Genomic DNA, 15,849 nt, shown 5'->3' with positions numbered 1-15,849 from the left:
TGTCCAGAGGTCACCAAGAAGACACGAACACCCGAAGCACGAACACCCGATGAAGGAGAACCCTTGCTCACCAAGCGCCTCGCGCTCGCCGGCACCGCCGTCGCCGCAGCCCTCGCCCTCGGCCTCGCCGGCTGCTCCGCCGACGCCTCCGCCTCCGGAGGATCCAGCACCGACGGCGGCTCGGTCGACGCCGCCACCGCCACGAACCTCGACGCCTTCGGCGGCCTGGAGGGCCTCCAGGAGGCCGCCAAGGCGGAGGGCGCGCTGAACGTCATCGCACTGCCCCGCGACTGGGCGAACTACGGCGCCGTGCTCGACGCCTTCGCCGAGAAGTACCCCGAGATCACGATCAACGAGGCCACCCCCGACGCGTCCAGCGCCGAGGAGATCCAGGCCGCCGAGAACCTGGCCGGCCAGGACACCGCCCCCGACGTCTTCGACGTGGGCGCCGCGGTGGCCCTCGCCAGCACCGACCAGTTCGCGCCCTACCAGGTCGCCACCTGGGACGAGATCCCCGAGGCCCTCAAGGAGCAGTCCGGCCTCTGGACCGGCGACTACGGCGGATACATGGCGATCGGCTACGACCCCGACGCGGTTCCCGAGCCGACGAGCCTCGACGACCTGCTCGGCGCCGACTACAAGGGCAAGGTCGCGATCAACGGCGACCCGACCCAGGCCGGTGCGGCCTTCGCCGCCGTCGGCCTCGCCGCGGTGCAGAACGGCGGCTCGGTCGACGACTTCCAGCCCGGCATCGACTTCTTCGGCGAGCTGCAGAAGGCCGGCAACTTCGTGAAGATCGACCCGACCCCGGCCACCATCGCCAGCGGCGAGACCCCCGTCGTCTTCGACTGGGACTACCTCAACGTCGGCTACGGCAAGGACCTCGAGGGCCAGCGCAACTGGAAGGTCACCATCCTCCCGGGCACCGGCTACGCGGGCTACTACAACCAGGCCGTGAACGTCGACGCCCCGCACCCGGCGGCCGCGCGCCTCTGGCAGGAGTTCCTCTACAGCGACGACGCCCAGAACCTCTGGCTCGCCGGCGGCGCCCGCCCCGTGCGTGCCGAGGCCATGGCCGAGGCCGGCACGATCGACGAGGACCTGTTCAAGGCCCTGCCGACCGTCCCGGGCGAGACCGTCGTGCCCGACGCCGACCAGGCCGAGGCCGCCTCGACCCTGCTCGGCGAGAAGTGGGCGTCGGCGGTCCAGTGACCTCGACCACCCTGCCCCGAGCACGCTCCCGTTCCCGGTTCGCCGGGAGCGGGAGCGTGCTCGGGCTCGTGCCGTTCACGGCCTACATCCTGCTCTTCCTCGCCCTCCCCACCGTCATCGCGGTCGGCACCGGCTTCTTCGACGGCGACGGCGCGCTGACCTTCGACAACATCACCGCCCTCGGCGACCCCGTGCTGCTCGCCACCTTCGGCAACTCGCTCTGGCTCTCGGCCCTGACGGCCGTGGTCGGCGCCCTCGTCGGCGCCCTGTTCTGCTACGCGCTGATCGGGGCGAAGCCCACGGGCGTCCTGCGCTCGGTCGTCGACGCCGCGAGCGGGGTGCTCGCCCAGTTCGGTGGCGTGATGCTCGCCTTCGCCTTCGTCGCGACCATCGGCATCCAGGGCATGATCACCGTGCTGCTCCGTGACCGCCTCGGCGTCGACATCTTCGCGAACGGCGTCTGGCTCTACGACGTGCCGGGCCTGATCCTGCCGTACATCTACTTCCAGGTGCCCCTGATGATCATCACCTTCTCGCCCGCGCTCGAGAGCCTGAAGCCCCAGTGGGCCGAGGCCACCGCGATGCTCGGCGGCGGCATCGGCAGCTACTGGCGGCACATCGGCCTGCCGGTGCTGCTGCCCTCCTTCCTCGGCAGCCTGCTGCTGCTGTTCGCCAACGCCTTCTCGTCGTTCGCCACGGCCGCCGCGCTCACCAGCCAGGGCTCGCAGATCGTGCCCCTGCAGATCCGCAGCGCCCTGACCAGTGAGACCGTGCTCGGGCACGAGAACCTCGCCGGCTCCCTGGCGCTCGGGATGATCGTGGTGATGGTCGTCGTGATGACCCTCTACGCGCTGCTGATGCGGCGCACCGCGCGGTGGGTGCGATGAGCGCCCGCGACACCCCCGGCACCCGAGCGGTGAGCCGCCGCGACGTCTCGGGCGTGCATCCGGGCCCCTCGACCGCGACGCGCTGGATCATCGTCACGGCCATCGGCCTGATCTTCCTCGTGCCCATCGCCTCGATGATCGAGTTCACCCTGCGCGGCGGACTCGGCGGCGGCTACACCCTCGACCGCTGGGCCGCGGTGTTCGGCGGCGGCCTGACGGGGGAGTACAAGCCCATCGTCACCGGGCTCACGAACTCGCTGCTGCTCGCCGTCGTGACGGTGGCGGTGATGCTCGTGCTGCTGGTGCCGACGATGGTGCTGGTGCGCATTCGCTTCCCGAAACTCCAGCGGGTGCTCGAGTTCGTCTGCCTGCTGCCCATCACCATCCCGGCGATCGTGCTGGTCGTGGGGCTCGCCCCCGTCTACTCGGTGGTCGCGCGGATGTTCGGCAGCAGTGTCTGGACCCTGGCCTTCGCCTACGGCGTCATCGTGCTGCCCTACGCCTACCGCTCCATCCAGGCGAACCTCCAGGCCGTCGACGTCGTGACCCTCGGCGAGGCCGCGCGATCGCTCGGAGCGGGCTGGCCGACGATCCTGTTCCGGATCGTGGTGCCGAACATCCGCCGCGGACTCCTCGCCGCCGCGTTCATCGCCGTCGCCGTGGTGCTCGGCGAATACACGATCGCGGCCCTGCTGAACCGGGTGAACCTGCAGACCGCGCTCGTCGTCGTCTCGAAGGCCGACCCGTACATCGCCGTGATCATCGCGCTACTGGCGCTCCTGTTCGCCTTCGTGCTGCTCGTCGCCATCGGGCGCATCGGCGGCGGCCCGGGTTCCCGGCGTCGCCGCACCGCCCCTCCGGCCGCCCCGGCGGCGCCCACCACTCCGCTCGCTCCGGCCACCGGCGCCGCCGAGCCCTCGACCCAGGAAGCAGCCCTTCGATGACCCTCTCGCCTCCGCGCCCCACCACCCCGGTCGTCGACGACCCCCGCGCCACCGGCTCCCGTGTCGAGCTCCGCGGCATCGTCAAGGAGTTCGCCGGCGGCGCCCGCGCCCTCGACGGCATCGACCTGGTGATCGAGCCCGGTGAGCTGGTCGCCCTGCTCGGCCCCTCCGGCTGCGGCAAGACGACCGCCCTGCGCGTGCTCGCCGGCCTCGAGAACGCCACGGCGGGCACCGTGCTGATCGACGGCACCGACGTCTCCGGCCTGCCCGCGCGCTCCCGCGACATCGGTATGGTGTTCCAGTCGTACTCCCTCTTCCCGCACATGACGGCGCTCGCCAACGTCGAGTTCGGTCTGCGGATGCGCCGCGTGCCCGCCGACGAGCGACGCCTCCGAGCGGGTGACGCCCTCGAGATGGTCGGCCTCGGTGGCTTCGGCGGGCGCTACGCCCACGAGCTCTCGGGCGGCCAGCAGCAGCGCGTGGCCCTCGCCCGCGCGCTCGTCACCGAGCCCCGCGTGCTGCTGCTCGACGAGCCGCTCTCGGCGCTGGACGCCCGGGTGCGGGTGCAGCTCCGCGACGAGATCCGCCGCATCCAGCAGGAGTTCGGCATCACCACCGTCTTCGTCACCCACGACCAGGAGGAGGCCCTCGCGGCCGCCGACCGGGTCGCGGTGATGCGCTCCGGGCAGATCGAGCAGATCGGCGCGCCCGACGAGATCTACTCCCGCGCGGCGACGCCCTTCGTGGCCGAGTTCGTGGGGTCGAGCAACCGGATGCGCGGCTCGGTGTCCGGCGGGACGGTGCAGCTCGGCACGGTGCGGCTGCCGCTGATCGACCCCTCGCAGCCCGACGGTGAGGTCGTGGCGTTCGTGCGGCCCGAGGACATCCGGCTGGGCCGGGCGTCGGGCGGAGCATCCGGAACCCTCTCCGCGGCTGGAGCCGTGCCCGCCGAGGTCGTCTCGACGAGCTTCCTCGGCTCGTACCGCCGCACCACGGTGGCCCTCGAGGACGGCACCGTGCTCACGGTGCAGCACCCCGCGAACCTCGTCTGCGCGGCCGACGAGCGGGTCGTGCTGGAGTTCGACGGAGCACCCGTGGCGGTCTCCCGCTGGGAGTAGTGCCGCGCATGCGGGCGAACGCATACGACCGCTTCTAGACTGACCCCTATGGCCGAGAAGGAACCGGGCAGGACCCGTCGGGACGCGCTGGACTCCGTGCCCGCCGGCATGCAGATCGCGGGCGCCTGGTCGTGGCGCATCCTCGTGGTGCTGGGCGTGCTCGCGGTGCTCGTCTTCCTGATCATCCAGCTGCGGCTGCTGATCATCCCGGTGATGCTCGCGGTGGTGCTCTCGGCGCTGCTGGTGCCGTTCAAGAACTTCCTGGTGCGGCACCGCTGGCCCTCGTGGCTCGCGATCTTCACTGCCGAGGTGGGCACCCTCGTGGTGGTCGCGGCCCTCATCTTCCTCGTCGCGACCCAGGTCTCGTCGGGCTTCGCCGACCTGCGCTCGCAGTCGATGACCTCGTACAACGACCTCAAGTCCTGGCTGGCCTCGTCGCCGCTGCAGATCTCGGAGAGCGACTTCAACGGCTACGTCACCCAGATCTGGGACGCGGTGCAGCAGGACAGCGGCATGCTCATCTCGGGTGCGGCCGCCGTCGGCTCGAGCATCGGGCACGTGCTCACGGGCGTGCTGCTGACGCTGTTCGCGACGCTGTTCATCCTGATCGACGGAGAACGCATCTGGCGCTGGGTCGTGCGCCTGTTCCCGCGCAAGGCGCGCGCGGCCACCGACGGGGCGGGGCGCACCGGGTGGCAGACGCTGCAGAACTTCGTGAAGGTGCAGATCCTGGTGGCGTCGATCGACGCGCTCGGTATCGGCATCGGGGCGGCCATCCTGCAGGTGCCCCTCGCGATCCCGATCGCGGTGCTGGTGTTCCTGGGGTCGTTCATCCCGATCATCGGCGCGGTGCTGACCGGCGCCGTCGCCGTGTTCATCGCGCTGGTCTACAACGGGTGGGTGATCGCGCTGATCATGCTCGGTGTGGTGCTGCTCGTGCAGCAGATCGAGGGGCACGTGCTGCAGCCGTTCATCATGGGCACGGCGGTGCGCATCCACCCGCTGGCCGTCGTGCTGTCGGTGGCGGGCGGGTCGATGGTCGCCGGGATCGCGGGGGCGTTCTTCGCGGTTCCCGTGGTCGCGACGCTGAACGTGATGGTGAACTACATCGCCGGGGGGAGCTGGCGGGACGACCGTGCCGCAGACCTCACGCCGGCGGTCGCGCTGCCCGAGGGCGGCTCGCCGGCGGGCGGCGGCGCCGCAGCTGCTACCGCGACACCTTCTCCCGCGCATCCTGAAGCCGCGCATCCTGAACCGAAGGACCCACCCGCCCATGACTGATTCCCCCACGCGGCTCGCCTACCCGTCGCTTCTCGAGATCGAGGAGGCGCGCATCCGCGTCTCGCAGGTCGCCCAGGTGACGCCGATGGAGAGCTCGCGGTTCCTCGCCGAGATCATCGGCTCGCCGGTGTACCTCAAGTGCGAGAACCTGCAGCGCACGGGGTCGTACAAGATCCGCGGCGCCTACAACCGCATCTCGGCGCTCAGCGACGCCGAGAAGTCGCGCGGCGTCGTGGCGGCCTCGGCCGGAAACCACGCCCAGGGCGTCGCCTTCGCGGCGCGCGAGCTCGGCATCGCCGCCACGATCTTCATGCCGATCGGCGTGCCCCTGCCGAAGCTCCAGGCCACCCGGGCCTACGGCGCCGAGGTCATCCTGCGCGGCCACTCGGTCGAGGAGGCGCTCGGCGCCGCCGCCGAGTTCTCGCAGGCGACGGGCGCGGTGATCATCCCGCCGTTCGACCACTTCGACGTCGTGATGGGACAGGCGACGCTCGGGCTCGAGATCCTCGACCAGGTTCCGGATGCCGACACCCTGGTCGTGCCCATCGGGGGCGGCGGGCTGATCGCCGGCATCGCGGCCGCCGCCAAGCAGCAGGCCGCGGCGCTCGGCCGCAGCATCCGCATCGTGGGCGTGCAGGCCGAGAACGCCGCCGCCTACCCGCCCTCGCTCGCCGCGGGGGAGGCCGTCTCGATCGTCACGATGCCGACGATCGCCGACGGCATCCAGGTCGCCCGCCCGGGCCTTCTGAATTTCACGATCATCCGCGAGCTCGTCGACGAGGTCGTCACCGTGTCGGAGGCCGACACCGCCCGCGCGCTGCTGCTGCTGCTCGAGCGCGCCAAGCAGGTCGTGGAGCCCGCCGGTGCCGTCGGTGTCGCGGCCATCCTCGCGGGCAAGGTGAAGAACGCAGGCACCACGGTCACCGTGCTCTCGGGCGGCAACATCGACCCGCTGCTGATGCAGCGCGTGATCAGCCACGGCCTCGCGGCGAGCGACCGCTACCTGAAGCTCCGCATCATGCTGCCCGACCGCCCCGGCCAGCTGGCCCGCACGGCCGAGCTCGTCGCCGAGGCGAACGCGAACGTGGTCGAGGTGCAGCACACCCGGCACGGCAAGGGCCTGCAGATCAGCCAGGTCGAGCTCGAGCTGCACATCGAGACCCGGGGCCCGGAGCACCGCGACCAGGTCGTGGCGAAGCTCCGCGACGCGGGCTACGAGGTGCGCGTCGACGAGTAGGGGTCGATGCCGGTCGCGCCACCGTGCTCGGGCGCCGCTGGTCGTACGAGGCGTCGACTGTGGCCCGCGGGCCTGGCGCCGTGCTGCAGGTCAGCCGTTGAAGGTCTCGACGTCGGTGATCTCGACCGTGATGTCGCGGCCGTTGGGGGCCGTGTAGGTGGTCTTCTCGCCGATCTTCAGGCCGATGATGGCCGCGCCGAGCGGGCTCTGCTCGCTGTAGACGTCGAGGTCGGCGTTGCCCGCGATCTCGCGGCTGCCGAGGAGGAAGCGCTCCTCGCCGCCCGCGACCAGCGCGGTGACGACGACGCCCGGCTCGACCTCGCCGTGGCTCTCGCGCTTCTCGCCGACCTGGGCGGTGCGCAGCAGCTGCGTGAGCTGGCGGATGCGCGCCTCCATCTTGCCCTGCTCGTCCTTCGCGGCGTGGTAGCCGCCGTTCTCCTTGAGGTCGCCCTCTTCGCGCGCCTGCTCGATGCGCTTGGCGATCTCGATCCGGCCCGGTCCGCTGAGCTCCTCGAGCTCGTTCGTGAGGCGGTCGAACGCCTCCTGCGTCAGCCAGGTGACCTGCGTGTCGTCAGCCATGGAGTGCCTTCCTCGAACATGCGGACGCCCGAGCCACCCGGCCCGGACGATCAGGAAAGACTATGTGAGCCAGCAGCTGGAAATCAAACCCGTCGAGGCCATCTCACTGGTGCGCACGACCTCGGTGAACGACCGCGTCGGGTTCTCGGAGGCGGGCAGCTCGATGACCTTCCAGCCCACCACCGCGAAGCGGTCGTTCAGTGCCTGCACCACGCACCCGGCGGTCGTGCCGGTGGGCACCGTGACGTCGAACTCGACCCGCACGCTGCGGTCGTCGAGCACCTCGTGCGCGGTGTCCTGGGTGGCGATCGTCGCGTTGGTGCCGTCGAGCCCGGCCCAGACCACCCAGACCACGAGCACCACGGCGACGGCGCCGCCGGCGATCCAGGCGAGCAGCCGGCTACCGGCACGTCGGGCCTTCGTGCGTCCGTAGCGCTCGGCGAGGGCGGGGGAGTCGGCGGCGGCCGCAGAGGGAACCGGCGAGGGGGCGACGGATGCTCCGTCCTCACGCTCCTCGTCGCTGGCCGCTCGCCTGCTCACGCGCCCTCCCTGGGGCCCACTGTCGGATGGACCGATTAGTCTTGATCTGGCCTGGTCTCCCAGGCTTCTGCCTCATTCCAGGCTAATCGCAATCGACGAGGAGTTGAGACCACTGACGCTTCGCCTCATGGCCGTGCACGCGCATCCCGACGACGAGTCGAGCAAGGGCGCCGCCACCTACGCCTACTACCTCGACCGCGGTGTCGAGGTGATGGTGGTCAGCTGCACCGGCGGCGAGCGGGGCTCGGTGCTGAACGAGGGCCTCGAGCCGCGCCTCTGGGCCGAGCGCGACATGGCCGGCCTCCGCCGGGTCGAGATGGCCGCGGCTCAGGATGCGGTGGGCTTCCAGCACCGCTGGCTGGGCTACGCCGACTCCGGCTACGTCGAGCCCGGCTCGGGCGACTCGTTGCCCGTCAACTCCTTCGGCGTGCTCCCGATCGACATCGAGACCGCGCCGCTCGTGAAGGCCGTGCGCGAGTTCCGCCCGCACGTGCTCATCACCTACGACGAGATCGGCGGCTACCCGCACGCCGACCACATCCGCTGCCACGAGATCTCGATGCGCGCGTGGGAGACCGCCGGCGACCCGGCCGCCTACCCCGAGGCCGGCCCGGCCTGGCAGATCTCGAAGCTCTACTACGACCGCATCATGAACCCCGAGAAGTTCGAGGCCGTGGCGAAGGCGCTCGAGGAGGAGGAGCCCGAGCATCCCTTCCTCGCCCAGGTCGCCGAGATGCGCGAGCGCATGAAAGACCGGCCGAGCTACACGGTCGTGCAGATCCCCGCGGGCGACTTCTTCGACGTGCGCGACCGCGCGCTGCGGGCGCACGCCAGCCAGGTCGCTCCCGACCACCCCTTCTTCTTCTGGCCGAACGACATCCAGCGCCGCGCCTGGCCGTATGAGGACTTCCAGCTGATTGAGTCGCGGGTCGACGGCCCGGCCGAGGAGACCGACCTGTTCGACGGGATCGAGGACTCCGAATGACGCTCTCGCTCCTCACGACGACGGTGGGCGCGGTGATCGCCGACGAGCGCATCCCCGACCCCGACAGCGTCACCCCGGGCATCATCGGCTTCATCGTGACCTTCGGCATCGCGATCGTCACGCTGCTGCTCGTCATCGACATGGTGCGGCGGGTGCGGCGGGTCAACCTCCGTGCCCAGGTGCGCGAGGAGCTCGAGGCCGAGATCGCGGCGCGCGACGCGTCGGCCGGCGGGCCCGAGGGCACCGTTCCGGAACCCGGTCCGGAGGCCGCGCCGCCTAGCCGTTGAACGGCGGGTCGATCGCCAGCAGCAGGATGGCCGTCCAGTGGCAGAGGAACGCCACGACGGTCAGCGTGTGGAAGAGCTCGTGGAACCCGAAGTGCCCCGGCACGAGGTTCGGCCGCTTCAGCGCGTAGGCGAGCGCCCCGACCGTGTAGGCGAGCCCGCCGGCGGCCACGAGGATCATGGTGGCGGGGTTCACCGCGAAGATGTCGCCGAGGTACGCCACCGCGGCCCAGCCGAGCGCCAGGTAGAGGATGACGTAGAGCCAGCGCGGCGCCCCGATCCAGAACACGCGGAAGCCGATGCCGAGGAGGGCCCCGGCCCACACGATCACGAGCAGCAGCGTGCCCTTCGCCGGCGGCAGGGCGAGCACGGCGATGGGCGTGTAGGTGCCGGCGATCAGCAGGAAGATGTTGGCGTGGTCGATCCGCTTGAACAGCAGCTTCGTCTTCGGCTTCCAGTCGATGCGGTGGTAGAGCGCCGAGTTGCCGAAGAGCAGCATCGAGGTGAGCATGAACACCGCGCTCGCCCACTTCGCCGCGGCACCCTCGGCGAGCGAGATCAGCACGATTCCCGCGACGATGGTGACCGGGAAGGTGCCCGCGTGGATCCAGCCGCGCCAGCTCGGCTTCCGCTCGACCGGCGGGTGCTCGAGCGCGTCGTCGAGCAGCGGGATGTTGGGCAGGTCGGGCCCGCCGTCGGCCGGGTCGTCGCGGCGGGGGCCGGTGGGCGGTACGGAGTCGAGCTCGGGCATGATGCTCAGAGTACGCCAGCCCGCGGGTCCGCCGGCTGGGAGCGGCGGCAGGCGGTGGGTCGCGCGAGCGGGTAACGTATCGATGTGCCGAATGGACAGAAGCGGGTCGCGAAGGGCCTCCTCTACCGTCTCTACCAGCGGCGCATCCGCAAGCGTCTCGACAGCGGCGCGGTGCTGCCGAAGCACGTCGCCATGATCCTCGACGGCAATCGCCGGTGGGCCAAGCAGCGGATGCTCGAGACCGCCGCTCACGGACACCGCGCCGGCGCGGCGAAGATCCGCGAGTTCCTCGTCTGGTGCGACGACCTGGGCATCGAGGTCGTCACGCTCTACCTCCTCTCGACGGACAACCTGAGCAACCGTTCCGGCGCGGAGCTCACCGAGCTGATCGAGATCATCGCCGATCTCGCCGACGACATCTCGCGCTACCGCGACTGGCGGGTCAAGCACGTGGGCACGAACGAGGGCCTGCCCGAGCCGCTGATCGCCGCGCTCGACGGCGCGGAGGCGCGCACCGCCTCGCGGAAGGGTCTGCACGTCAACCTCGCGGTCGGCTACGGGGGGCGCTCGGAGATCGCCGACGCGATCCGCAGCATCATCCAGAAGCACCGCGGTCTCGGCCACGGGCTGGACGAGCTCGAGGCGGCCATCGACCAGGACATCATCGCCGAGCACCTCTACACAGGCGGCCAGCCCGACCCCGACCTGGTCATCCGCACCTCGGGCGAGCAGCGCCTGAGCGACTTCATGCTCTGGCAGTCGGCGCACAGCGAGTTCTACTTCATGGAGGCGCTCGGGCCCGATGTGCGCGAGGTGGACTTCCTGCGGGCGCTGCGGGACTACTCGCGGCGGCAGCGGCGCTTCGGCAGCTGAATTACACCGGTGTAACACGACGTTAATCAATTGTGATGCGTGTCGTAACCTGCCGATCCGCCATCGGACGTAGGTTCATCTCATCAGGCATGGCGCCTGATCGAGACGGCCACATAAGTACGTTTCGACGATCTCCACCGTGGCCGAATCGCCTGATGATCCGAGCGCCGAGCGCTCGGGGTTGGAGTGGATGTGGCCGAGCCCATGACTCACAAGACCAGCGGGACCAGCACCGGAGAGGACGCAGCACCCAGCACCACCGCACCGAGTTCGACCAAGACCGCCGAGGTGACCTACGTACTGGACACCTCGGTTCTTCTGTCTGATCCGAAGGCGATCTTCCGGTTCGCCGAGCACGCCGTGGTCCTCCCGGTGATCGTGATCACCGAACTCGAGTCCAAGCGGAACGACCCCGAGATCGGCTACTTCGCCCGCCAGGCGCTGCGCAACCTCGACGAGCTGCGCGTCAAGCACGAGCGGCTCGACTTCCCCATCTCGGTGGGCACGGAGGGGGGAAGCCTCCGTGTCGAGCTGAACCACTCCAACACCTCGGTGCTGCCGTCGGGGCTCCAGCTGGGCGACAACGACACACGCATCCTGGCCGTGGCGCAGAACCTGTCGAACGACGGCCTCAACGTCACGGTGGTCTCGAAAGACCTTCCGCTCCGCGTCAAGGCCGCCTCGATCGGCCTGGCCGCAGAGGAGTACCGGGCCGAGCTCGCCGTCGACTCCGGCTGGACCGGGCTCGACGACATCACGCTCTCGGCGGATGCGATGTCGACGCTCTACGACGACGAACGCCTCACCACTCCGCTCGTGCGGGACATGCCGATCAACACGGGCCTCGTCATCCACTCCGACCGCGGCTCGGCCCTCGGCCGCGTCACCGGGCGGGACACGTTCCAGCTCGTGCGGGGCGACCGCGACGTGTTCGGGCTGCACGGCCGCTCGGCCGAGCAGCGCGTGGCGATCGACCTGCTGCTCGACCCCGAGGTCGGCATCGTGTCACTGGGGGGTCGAGCGGGGACGGGGAAGTCGGCGCTCGCCCTCTGCGCCGGCCTGGAGGCGGTGCTCGAGAAGCAGCAGCACAAGAAGATCATGGTGTTCCGTCCGCTCTACGCGGTCGGCGGCCAGGAGCTCGGCTTCCTGCCGGGCGACGCGGCCGAGAAGATGAACCCCTGGGCGCAGGCGGTCTTCGACACCCTGGGCTCGCTCGTGTCGCAGAACGTGCTCGACGAGGTGATCGACCGCGGGATGCTCGAGGTGCTGCCGCTCACGCACATCCGCGGCCGCTCACTGCACGACGCCTTCGTGATCGTCGACGAGGCGCAGTCGCTGGAGCGCAACGTGCTGCTGACCGTGCTCTCGCGCATCGGCCAGAACTCGCGGGTCGTGCTCACCCACGACGTCGCCCAGCGCGACAACCTGCGCGTGGGCCGGCACGACGGCGTCGCCAGCGTGATCGAGACGCTGAAGGGCCACTCGCTCTTCGGTCACATCACGCTGACCCGTTCGGAGCGCTCAGCCATCGCGGCGCTCGTCACCGAGATGCTGGAGTCGAACGAGCTGGCGTAATCCGGCTTCTCCTGCACCATCCCGCCGGGGGCGGTGGCCCTGCACAGTCTGCGGAGCCGCCGCCCACGCCGCTTTCCCGGCGCCTACCGTGGCGGCATGCAGCTCGTGCCCGTCTCGGTGCCGTTCGTCTACCTCGCTCTCGTCAGCGTGCCGCTGGCGATGACGGATGCTCGTGCCGGGCGGCTCCCGAACGCCTACGTGGTGCCGGGGCTGCTGCTGCTGGCCTGGGCGTTGCTGGCGGTCGGGGTGCACGACCCGCCCTCGGCGCTCGGAGCCGCCGCTGCCGCCCTCGCGGTCGGCGCGGTCGCGGCGGCGCTGTGGGCGCTCGGCGTGCTCGGCATGGGCGATGCGAAGCTGCTGCTGCTCCTAGCGGGGCTGCTCAGCCTCGTGCAGGGGGCTGACGGGGGTGCGCCCGTGCGAGTCGCGTTCTGCGTCGCCTCTCTGGTGCTGGTGAATCTGGTCGGCGCCACTGTGGGCGGTGGCGGTGGCGGTGGCAATCGCGTAGACGGCGAGAAGGGCCGGATCCCAGTGGGACCGGCCCTTCTCGGAGGGTTCTGGCTCGGGCTGCTGCCCTCGCTCGCGCTTCTCGCCGCCTGAGGCTACTTGGCGGCGGGGGGTGCCGTCATCGAGAGCACGTCGAGCGCGGTGTCGAGCTGCTCGAGGGTGACCTCGCCGCGCTCGACGAAGCCGAGGTCGATGACGGCCTCGCGCACCGTGATGCCCTTGGCCACCGAGTGCTTCGCGATCTTCGCCGCCGCCTCGTAGCCGATCACGCGGTTCAGAGGGGTGACGATCGACGGCGACGACTCGGCGAGGGCACGGGCGCGCTCGAGGTTCGCCTGGAGGCCCGTGACCGTCTTGTCGGCCAGCAGCACCGCCGAGTTCGACAGCAGCCGGATCGACTCCAGCAGCGCCGTGCCCATCACCGGGATGGCGACGTTCAGCTCGAACGCTCCGGAAGCGCCCGACCAGGCGATCGAGGCGTCGTTGCCGATGACCCGCGAGCAGACCATCAGCACGGCCTCGGGGATGACCGGGTTGACCTTGCCGGGCATGATCGACGAGCCGGGCTGCAGGTCGGGGATGTGCAGCTCGCCGATCCCGGTGTTCGGACCGGAGCCCATCCAGCGGAGGTCGTTGCAGATCTTGGTCAGCGAGACGGCGAGCACGCGGAGGGCGCCGGAGGCCTCGACGAGCGAGTCGCGGGCGCCCTGCGCCTCGAAGTGGTCGCGGGCCTCGGTGATCGGCAGGCCGGTCTCCTCGGCGAGCAGCGAGATGACGAGCTGGGGGAAGCCGGCCGGGGTGTTGATGCCGGTGCCGACGGCGGTGCCGCCGAGCGGCACCTCGGCCACGCGGGGGAGGGCGCTCTGCACGCGCTCGATGCCGAGTCGGATCTGCGAGGCGTAGCCGCCGAACTCCTGACCGAGGGTGACGGGCGTGGCGTCCATCAGGTGGGTGCGGCCCGACTTCACGGCGGTCTTCCAGAGCACCGCCTTCTCCTCCAGCGCCTCGGCGAGGTGCTCGAGGGAGGGGATGAGGTCGTGGATCAGCGCGCCGGTCACGGCGACGTGCACCGAGGTGGGGAAGACGTCGTTGGAGGACTGCGAGGCGTTGACGTGGTCGTTCGGGTGCACCTTCGAACCGAGCGCCGTGCTGGCGAGCGAGGCGAGCACCTCGTTCATGTTCATGTTCGACGAGGTGCCGGAACCGGTCTGGTAGACGTCGATCGGGAAGTCGCCGTCGAACTCGCCCGCGGCGACGCGGTCGGCCGCGCCGGCGATGGCGTCGGAGATCGGCTGGTCGAGCACACCGAGGCGGGCGTTGGCGATGGCCGCGGCCTTCTTGATGCGGGCGAGCGCCGCGATCTGGGCCGGCTCGAGCACGCTGCCCGAGACGGGGAAGTTCTCGACCGCGCGCTGGGTCTGCGCACCGTAGAGCGCCGACGCGGGAACCCGCACCTCGCCCATGGTGTCGTGCTCGATGCGGTACTCGGTCGAGGAGCCGGAGGTCGAGCTGTCGGAGGCCGAGCTGTCGACTCCGGAGGCGTTGTCCACCACTGTGTGGTCGTCCTTTCTACGTGACCACGACGCGCCGGGCGCCGGAGTCGGTGATTTCTGGTGTGAAGCGGGAGGGGCGCATCCGCGTGATCTCGGAGACGCCCGGGATCAGATCTGGCCGACCACCACGTCGGGCACGGCCCGGCCCTCGGCCAGGCGGTAGTTCGCGCCGACGACGGCCAATCTACCCTCGGCCACCGCCTCGGTGATGATCTCGGAGGACTCCAGGAGCTGGCGCACGGTGTCACGGAGATGGGCCTTGCCCACCAGACCCGCATCCGGGGCCGAGAGCAGCGTGCCGTCGTCGGCACGATCGGTCGGCACCTCGGCGATGGCGGGGACGATCTGCGAGACGAGCGACTGGATGTGCGGCGGGAGGGGAGCGGCGTCGGGGAGCTGCGAGTCGATGGCCGCGCGCACGGCGCCGCACTCGTCGTGGCCGAGCACGACGACCAGCGACACGCCGAGCACCTCGACGGCGTACTCGAGGCTGCCGAGCACCGATTCGGAGATGACCTGGCCGGCGTTCCGCACGACGAAGAGGTCGCCGAGGCCGAGGTCGAAGATGATCTCGGCGGCCAGCCGGGAGTCGCTGCAGCCGAACAGGGCCGCGCGCGGCGTCTGCAGGTGGGCGAGCTCGGCGCGGGTCTCGACGTCTTGACGCGGGTGCTTCGGGGTGCCGGCGACGAACCGCTCGTTGCCGCGCGACATCGTGGCCCATACCCGCGCCGGCGTCGTGGCCTCGCCGATGGGCTCGACCGCGTCGGCGATGGTCGCGGCACCGGTGGTCACCTCGTCGGTGGTGCCCGCCGTGGCGGGCTCGTCGACCGCGTCGGCGGTGGGGATGCTGTCGTGGGTCATCGGGTTGCCTCCGCGGGCTGCTCCTGCACGTTGGCCGCGAGGGCCGCCGCGACCTGCTCGATCTCGTCGGGGTCGGCGGTGCCGAACACGACGTAGGTGGTGGCGCCCGACTCGGTGGTCAGGGCGTACTCGGCGTTGCCGACCTCGTCGGACGAGCCGGCGCGGTCGCGGTTGTCGTAGACGGTCCAGTCGACGCCGTCGAGCGAGACCGTTCCGGAGGCGAGCCCGCGGCCGACCTGGTCGGCGAGCCAGGTGGGGTTCGCATCCACCGCCTGGGTCAGCCCGATGTACTGCTTCTGCGGCGTGATCAGGCCGACGTACCAGGAGAGCACGCCGTCGGCCGTGCCGGAGCGCACCTCGGCGGCGTTCGACGTCCAGCCCTCGGGCAGCTCGGGCGCGGCCAGCGGCACGGGCATCGAGGCCTGCGCGCTCGCGGCGACGTCCTGGTAGTCGACGCTCTCGAGCAGCGACTCCTCGGGGCGCGGCACCAGGAAGATGATCGCCGCGACGAGCCCCACCGACACCAGCAGCGCGTAGAGCAGATTGCGCAGCGTCTTTCGGTCGCGGTAGAGGCGGGACTGCTCGGCCTTGCGGGCCGCCGTCTCTTCAGCGGTCTCGGGCCGGCCGAGCTCGGCGACGACGCGGGGTTCGGTGCTCTTGGCCAC

At 70.7% G+C, this 15,849-nt stretch carries 17 protein-coding genes; 11 read left to right on the top strand and 6 right to left on the bottom strand.

The window, feature by feature from the left end:
- Positions 1–63: 63 nt before the first annotated feature.
- From BJ984_RS15390 to ilvA, 6 genes are read left to right on the top strand one after another with little or no spacing between them, the layout of a single operon-like run.
- Positions 64–1,212, top strand: coding sequence for an ABC transporter substrate-binding protein (locus tag BJ984_RS15390; RefSeq protein WP_246306476.1), 1,149 nt, complete (start codon positions 64–66; stop codon positions 1,210–1,212).
- The gene (locus BJ984_RS15385) at positions 1,209–2,099 is read left to right on the top strand and encodes an ABC transporter permease (protein ID WP_271206532.1); all 891 of its coding nucleotides are present in this window, start codon (positions 1,209–1,211) and stop codon (positions 2,097–2,099) included. Before BJ984_RS15390 ends, BJ984_RS15385 begins: the two co-directional genes overlap by 4 nt.
- Entirely contained in the window at positions 2,096–3,043 is a 948-nt protein-coding gene (locus BJ984_RS15380; protein WP_179548736.1) for an ABC transporter permease, read from the top strand. Before BJ984_RS15385 ends, BJ984_RS15380 begins: the two co-directional genes overlap by 4 nt.
- Positions 3,040–4,161, top strand: coding sequence for an ABC transporter ATP-binding protein (locus BJ984_RS15375; RefSeq protein ID WP_179548735.1), 1,122 nt, complete (start codon positions 3,040–3,042; stop codon positions 4,159–4,161). The genes BJ984_RS15380 and BJ984_RS15375 overlap by 4 nt, the downstream gene beginning before the upstream one ends.
- A 48-nt stretch (positions 4,162–4,209) precedes the next feature.
- Positions 4,210–5,442 (top strand): AI-2E family transporter, encoded by a 1,233-nt coding sequence (locus tag BJ984_RS15370; protein WP_179548734.1) that lies wholly within the window; start codon positions 4,210–4,212, stop codon positions 5,440–5,442.
- Entirely contained in the window at positions 5,435–6,679 is a 1,245-nt protein-coding gene (gene ilvA / locus BJ984_RS15365; RefSeq protein ID WP_179548733.1) for a threonine ammonia-lyase, read from the top strand. Before BJ984_RS15370 ends, ilvA begins: the two co-directional genes overlap by 8 nt.
- A gap of 90 nt (positions 6,680–6,769) precedes the next feature.
- Here ilvA and greA read toward each other — a convergent pair whose 3' ends face one another.
- The gene (gene greA / locus BJ984_RS15360) at positions 6,770–7,258 is read right to left on the bottom strand and encodes a transcription elongation factor GreA (protein WP_179548732.1); all 489 of its coding nucleotides are present in this window, start codon (positions 7,256–7,258) and stop codon (positions 6,770–6,772) included.
- 60 nt (positions 7,259–7,318) lie between these two features.
- Positions 7,319–7,798 carry a DUF4307 domain-containing protein gene (locus BJ984_RS15355; protein ID WP_179548731.1) on the bottom strand — a complete coding sequence of 160 codons (480 nt, stop codon included), beginning with the start codon at positions 7,796–7,798 and terminating at the stop codon, positions 7,319–7,321.
- Between the two features lie 127 nt (positions 7,799–7,925).
- Between BJ984_RS15355 and mca the strand changes: the two genes are divergently transcribed.
- Together mca and BJ984_RS15345 are read left to right on the top strand one after the other, a co-directional pair.
- Positions 7,926–8,783 (top strand): mycothiol conjugate amidase Mca, encoded by an 858-nt coding sequence (gene mca, locus BJ984_RS15350; RefSeq protein WP_179548730.1) that lies wholly within the window; start codon positions 7,926–7,928, stop codon positions 8,781–8,783.
- The gene (locus BJ984_RS15345) at positions 8,780–9,070 is read left to right on the top strand and encodes a hypothetical protein (protein ID WP_179548729.1); all 291 of its coding nucleotides are present in this window, start codon (positions 8,780–8,782) and stop codon (positions 9,068–9,070) included. Before mca ends, BJ984_RS15345 begins: the two co-directional genes overlap by 4 nt.
- Here BJ984_RS15345 and trhA read toward each other — a convergent pair.
- The gene (trhA, locus tag BJ984_RS15340) at positions 9,060–9,818 is read right to left on the bottom strand and encodes a PAQR family membrane homeostasis protein TrhA (protein ID WP_179548728.1); all 759 of its coding nucleotides are present in this window, start codon (positions 9,816–9,818) and stop codon (positions 9,060–9,062) included. The genes BJ984_RS15345 and trhA overlap by 11 nt on opposite strands.
- An 84-nt stretch (positions 9,819–9,902) precedes the next feature.
- Between trhA and BJ984_RS15335 the strand changes: the two genes are divergently transcribed.
- The 3 genes from BJ984_RS15335 to BJ984_RS15325 all read left to right on the top strand — a co-directional run bounded on the left by BJ984_RS15335 (position 9,903) and on the right by BJ984_RS15325 (position 12,863).
- Positions 9,903–10,691: an isoprenyl transferase gene (locus BJ984_RS15335; protein WP_179548727.1), complete on the top strand. Its 789-nt coding sequence runs from the start codon at positions 9,903–9,905 to the stop codon at positions 10,689–10,691.
- A 204-nt stretch (positions 10,692–10,895) separates the two neighbouring features.
- Complete coding sequence (locus BJ984_RS15330; protein ID WP_179548726.1) at positions 10,896–12,266, top strand: PhoH family protein; 1,371 nt, start codon at positions 10,896–10,898, stop codon at positions 12,264–12,266.
- Between the two features lie 96 nt (positions 12,267–12,362).
- Positions 12,363–12,863 (top strand): prepilin peptidase, encoded by a 501-nt coding sequence (locus BJ984_RS15325; protein WP_179548725.1) that lies wholly within the window; start codon positions 12,363–12,365, stop codon positions 12,861–12,863.
- A gap of 2 nt (positions 12,864–12,865) precedes the next feature.
- Here the strand turns inward: BJ984_RS15325 and BJ984_RS15320 are convergent, their stop codons facing one another.
- The 3 genes from BJ984_RS15320 to BJ984_RS15310 all read right to left on the bottom strand — a co-directional run bounded on the left by BJ984_RS15320 (position 12,866) and on the right by BJ984_RS15310 (position 15,849).
- Entirely contained in the window at positions 12,866–14,323 is a 1,458-nt protein-coding gene (locus BJ984_RS15320) for a class II fumarate hydratase (RefSeq protein ID WP_179548724.1), read from the bottom strand.
- A gap of 108 nt (positions 14,324–14,431) precedes the next feature.
- Complete coding sequence (locus tag BJ984_RS15315; RefSeq protein ID WP_373877434.1) at positions 14,432–15,184, bottom strand: carbonic anhydrase; 753 nt, start codon at positions 15,182–15,184, stop codon at positions 14,432–14,434.
- Positions 15,181–15,849 carry a DUF4245 domain-containing protein gene (locus BJ984_RS15310; RefSeq protein WP_179548723.1) on the bottom strand — a complete coding sequence of 223 codons (669 nt, stop codon included), beginning with the start codon at positions 15,847–15,849 and terminating at the stop codon, positions 15,181–15,183. Before BJ984_RS15310 ends, BJ984_RS15315 begins: the two co-directional genes overlap by 4 nt.

Source organism: Herbiconiux flava (genome assembly GCF_013409865.1).
Lineage (GTDB): Bacteria > Actinomycetota > Actinomycetes > Actinomycetales > Microbacteriaceae > Herbiconiux > Herbiconiux flava.
This window is presented reverse-complemented; position numbering and strand designations above follow the sequence as displayed.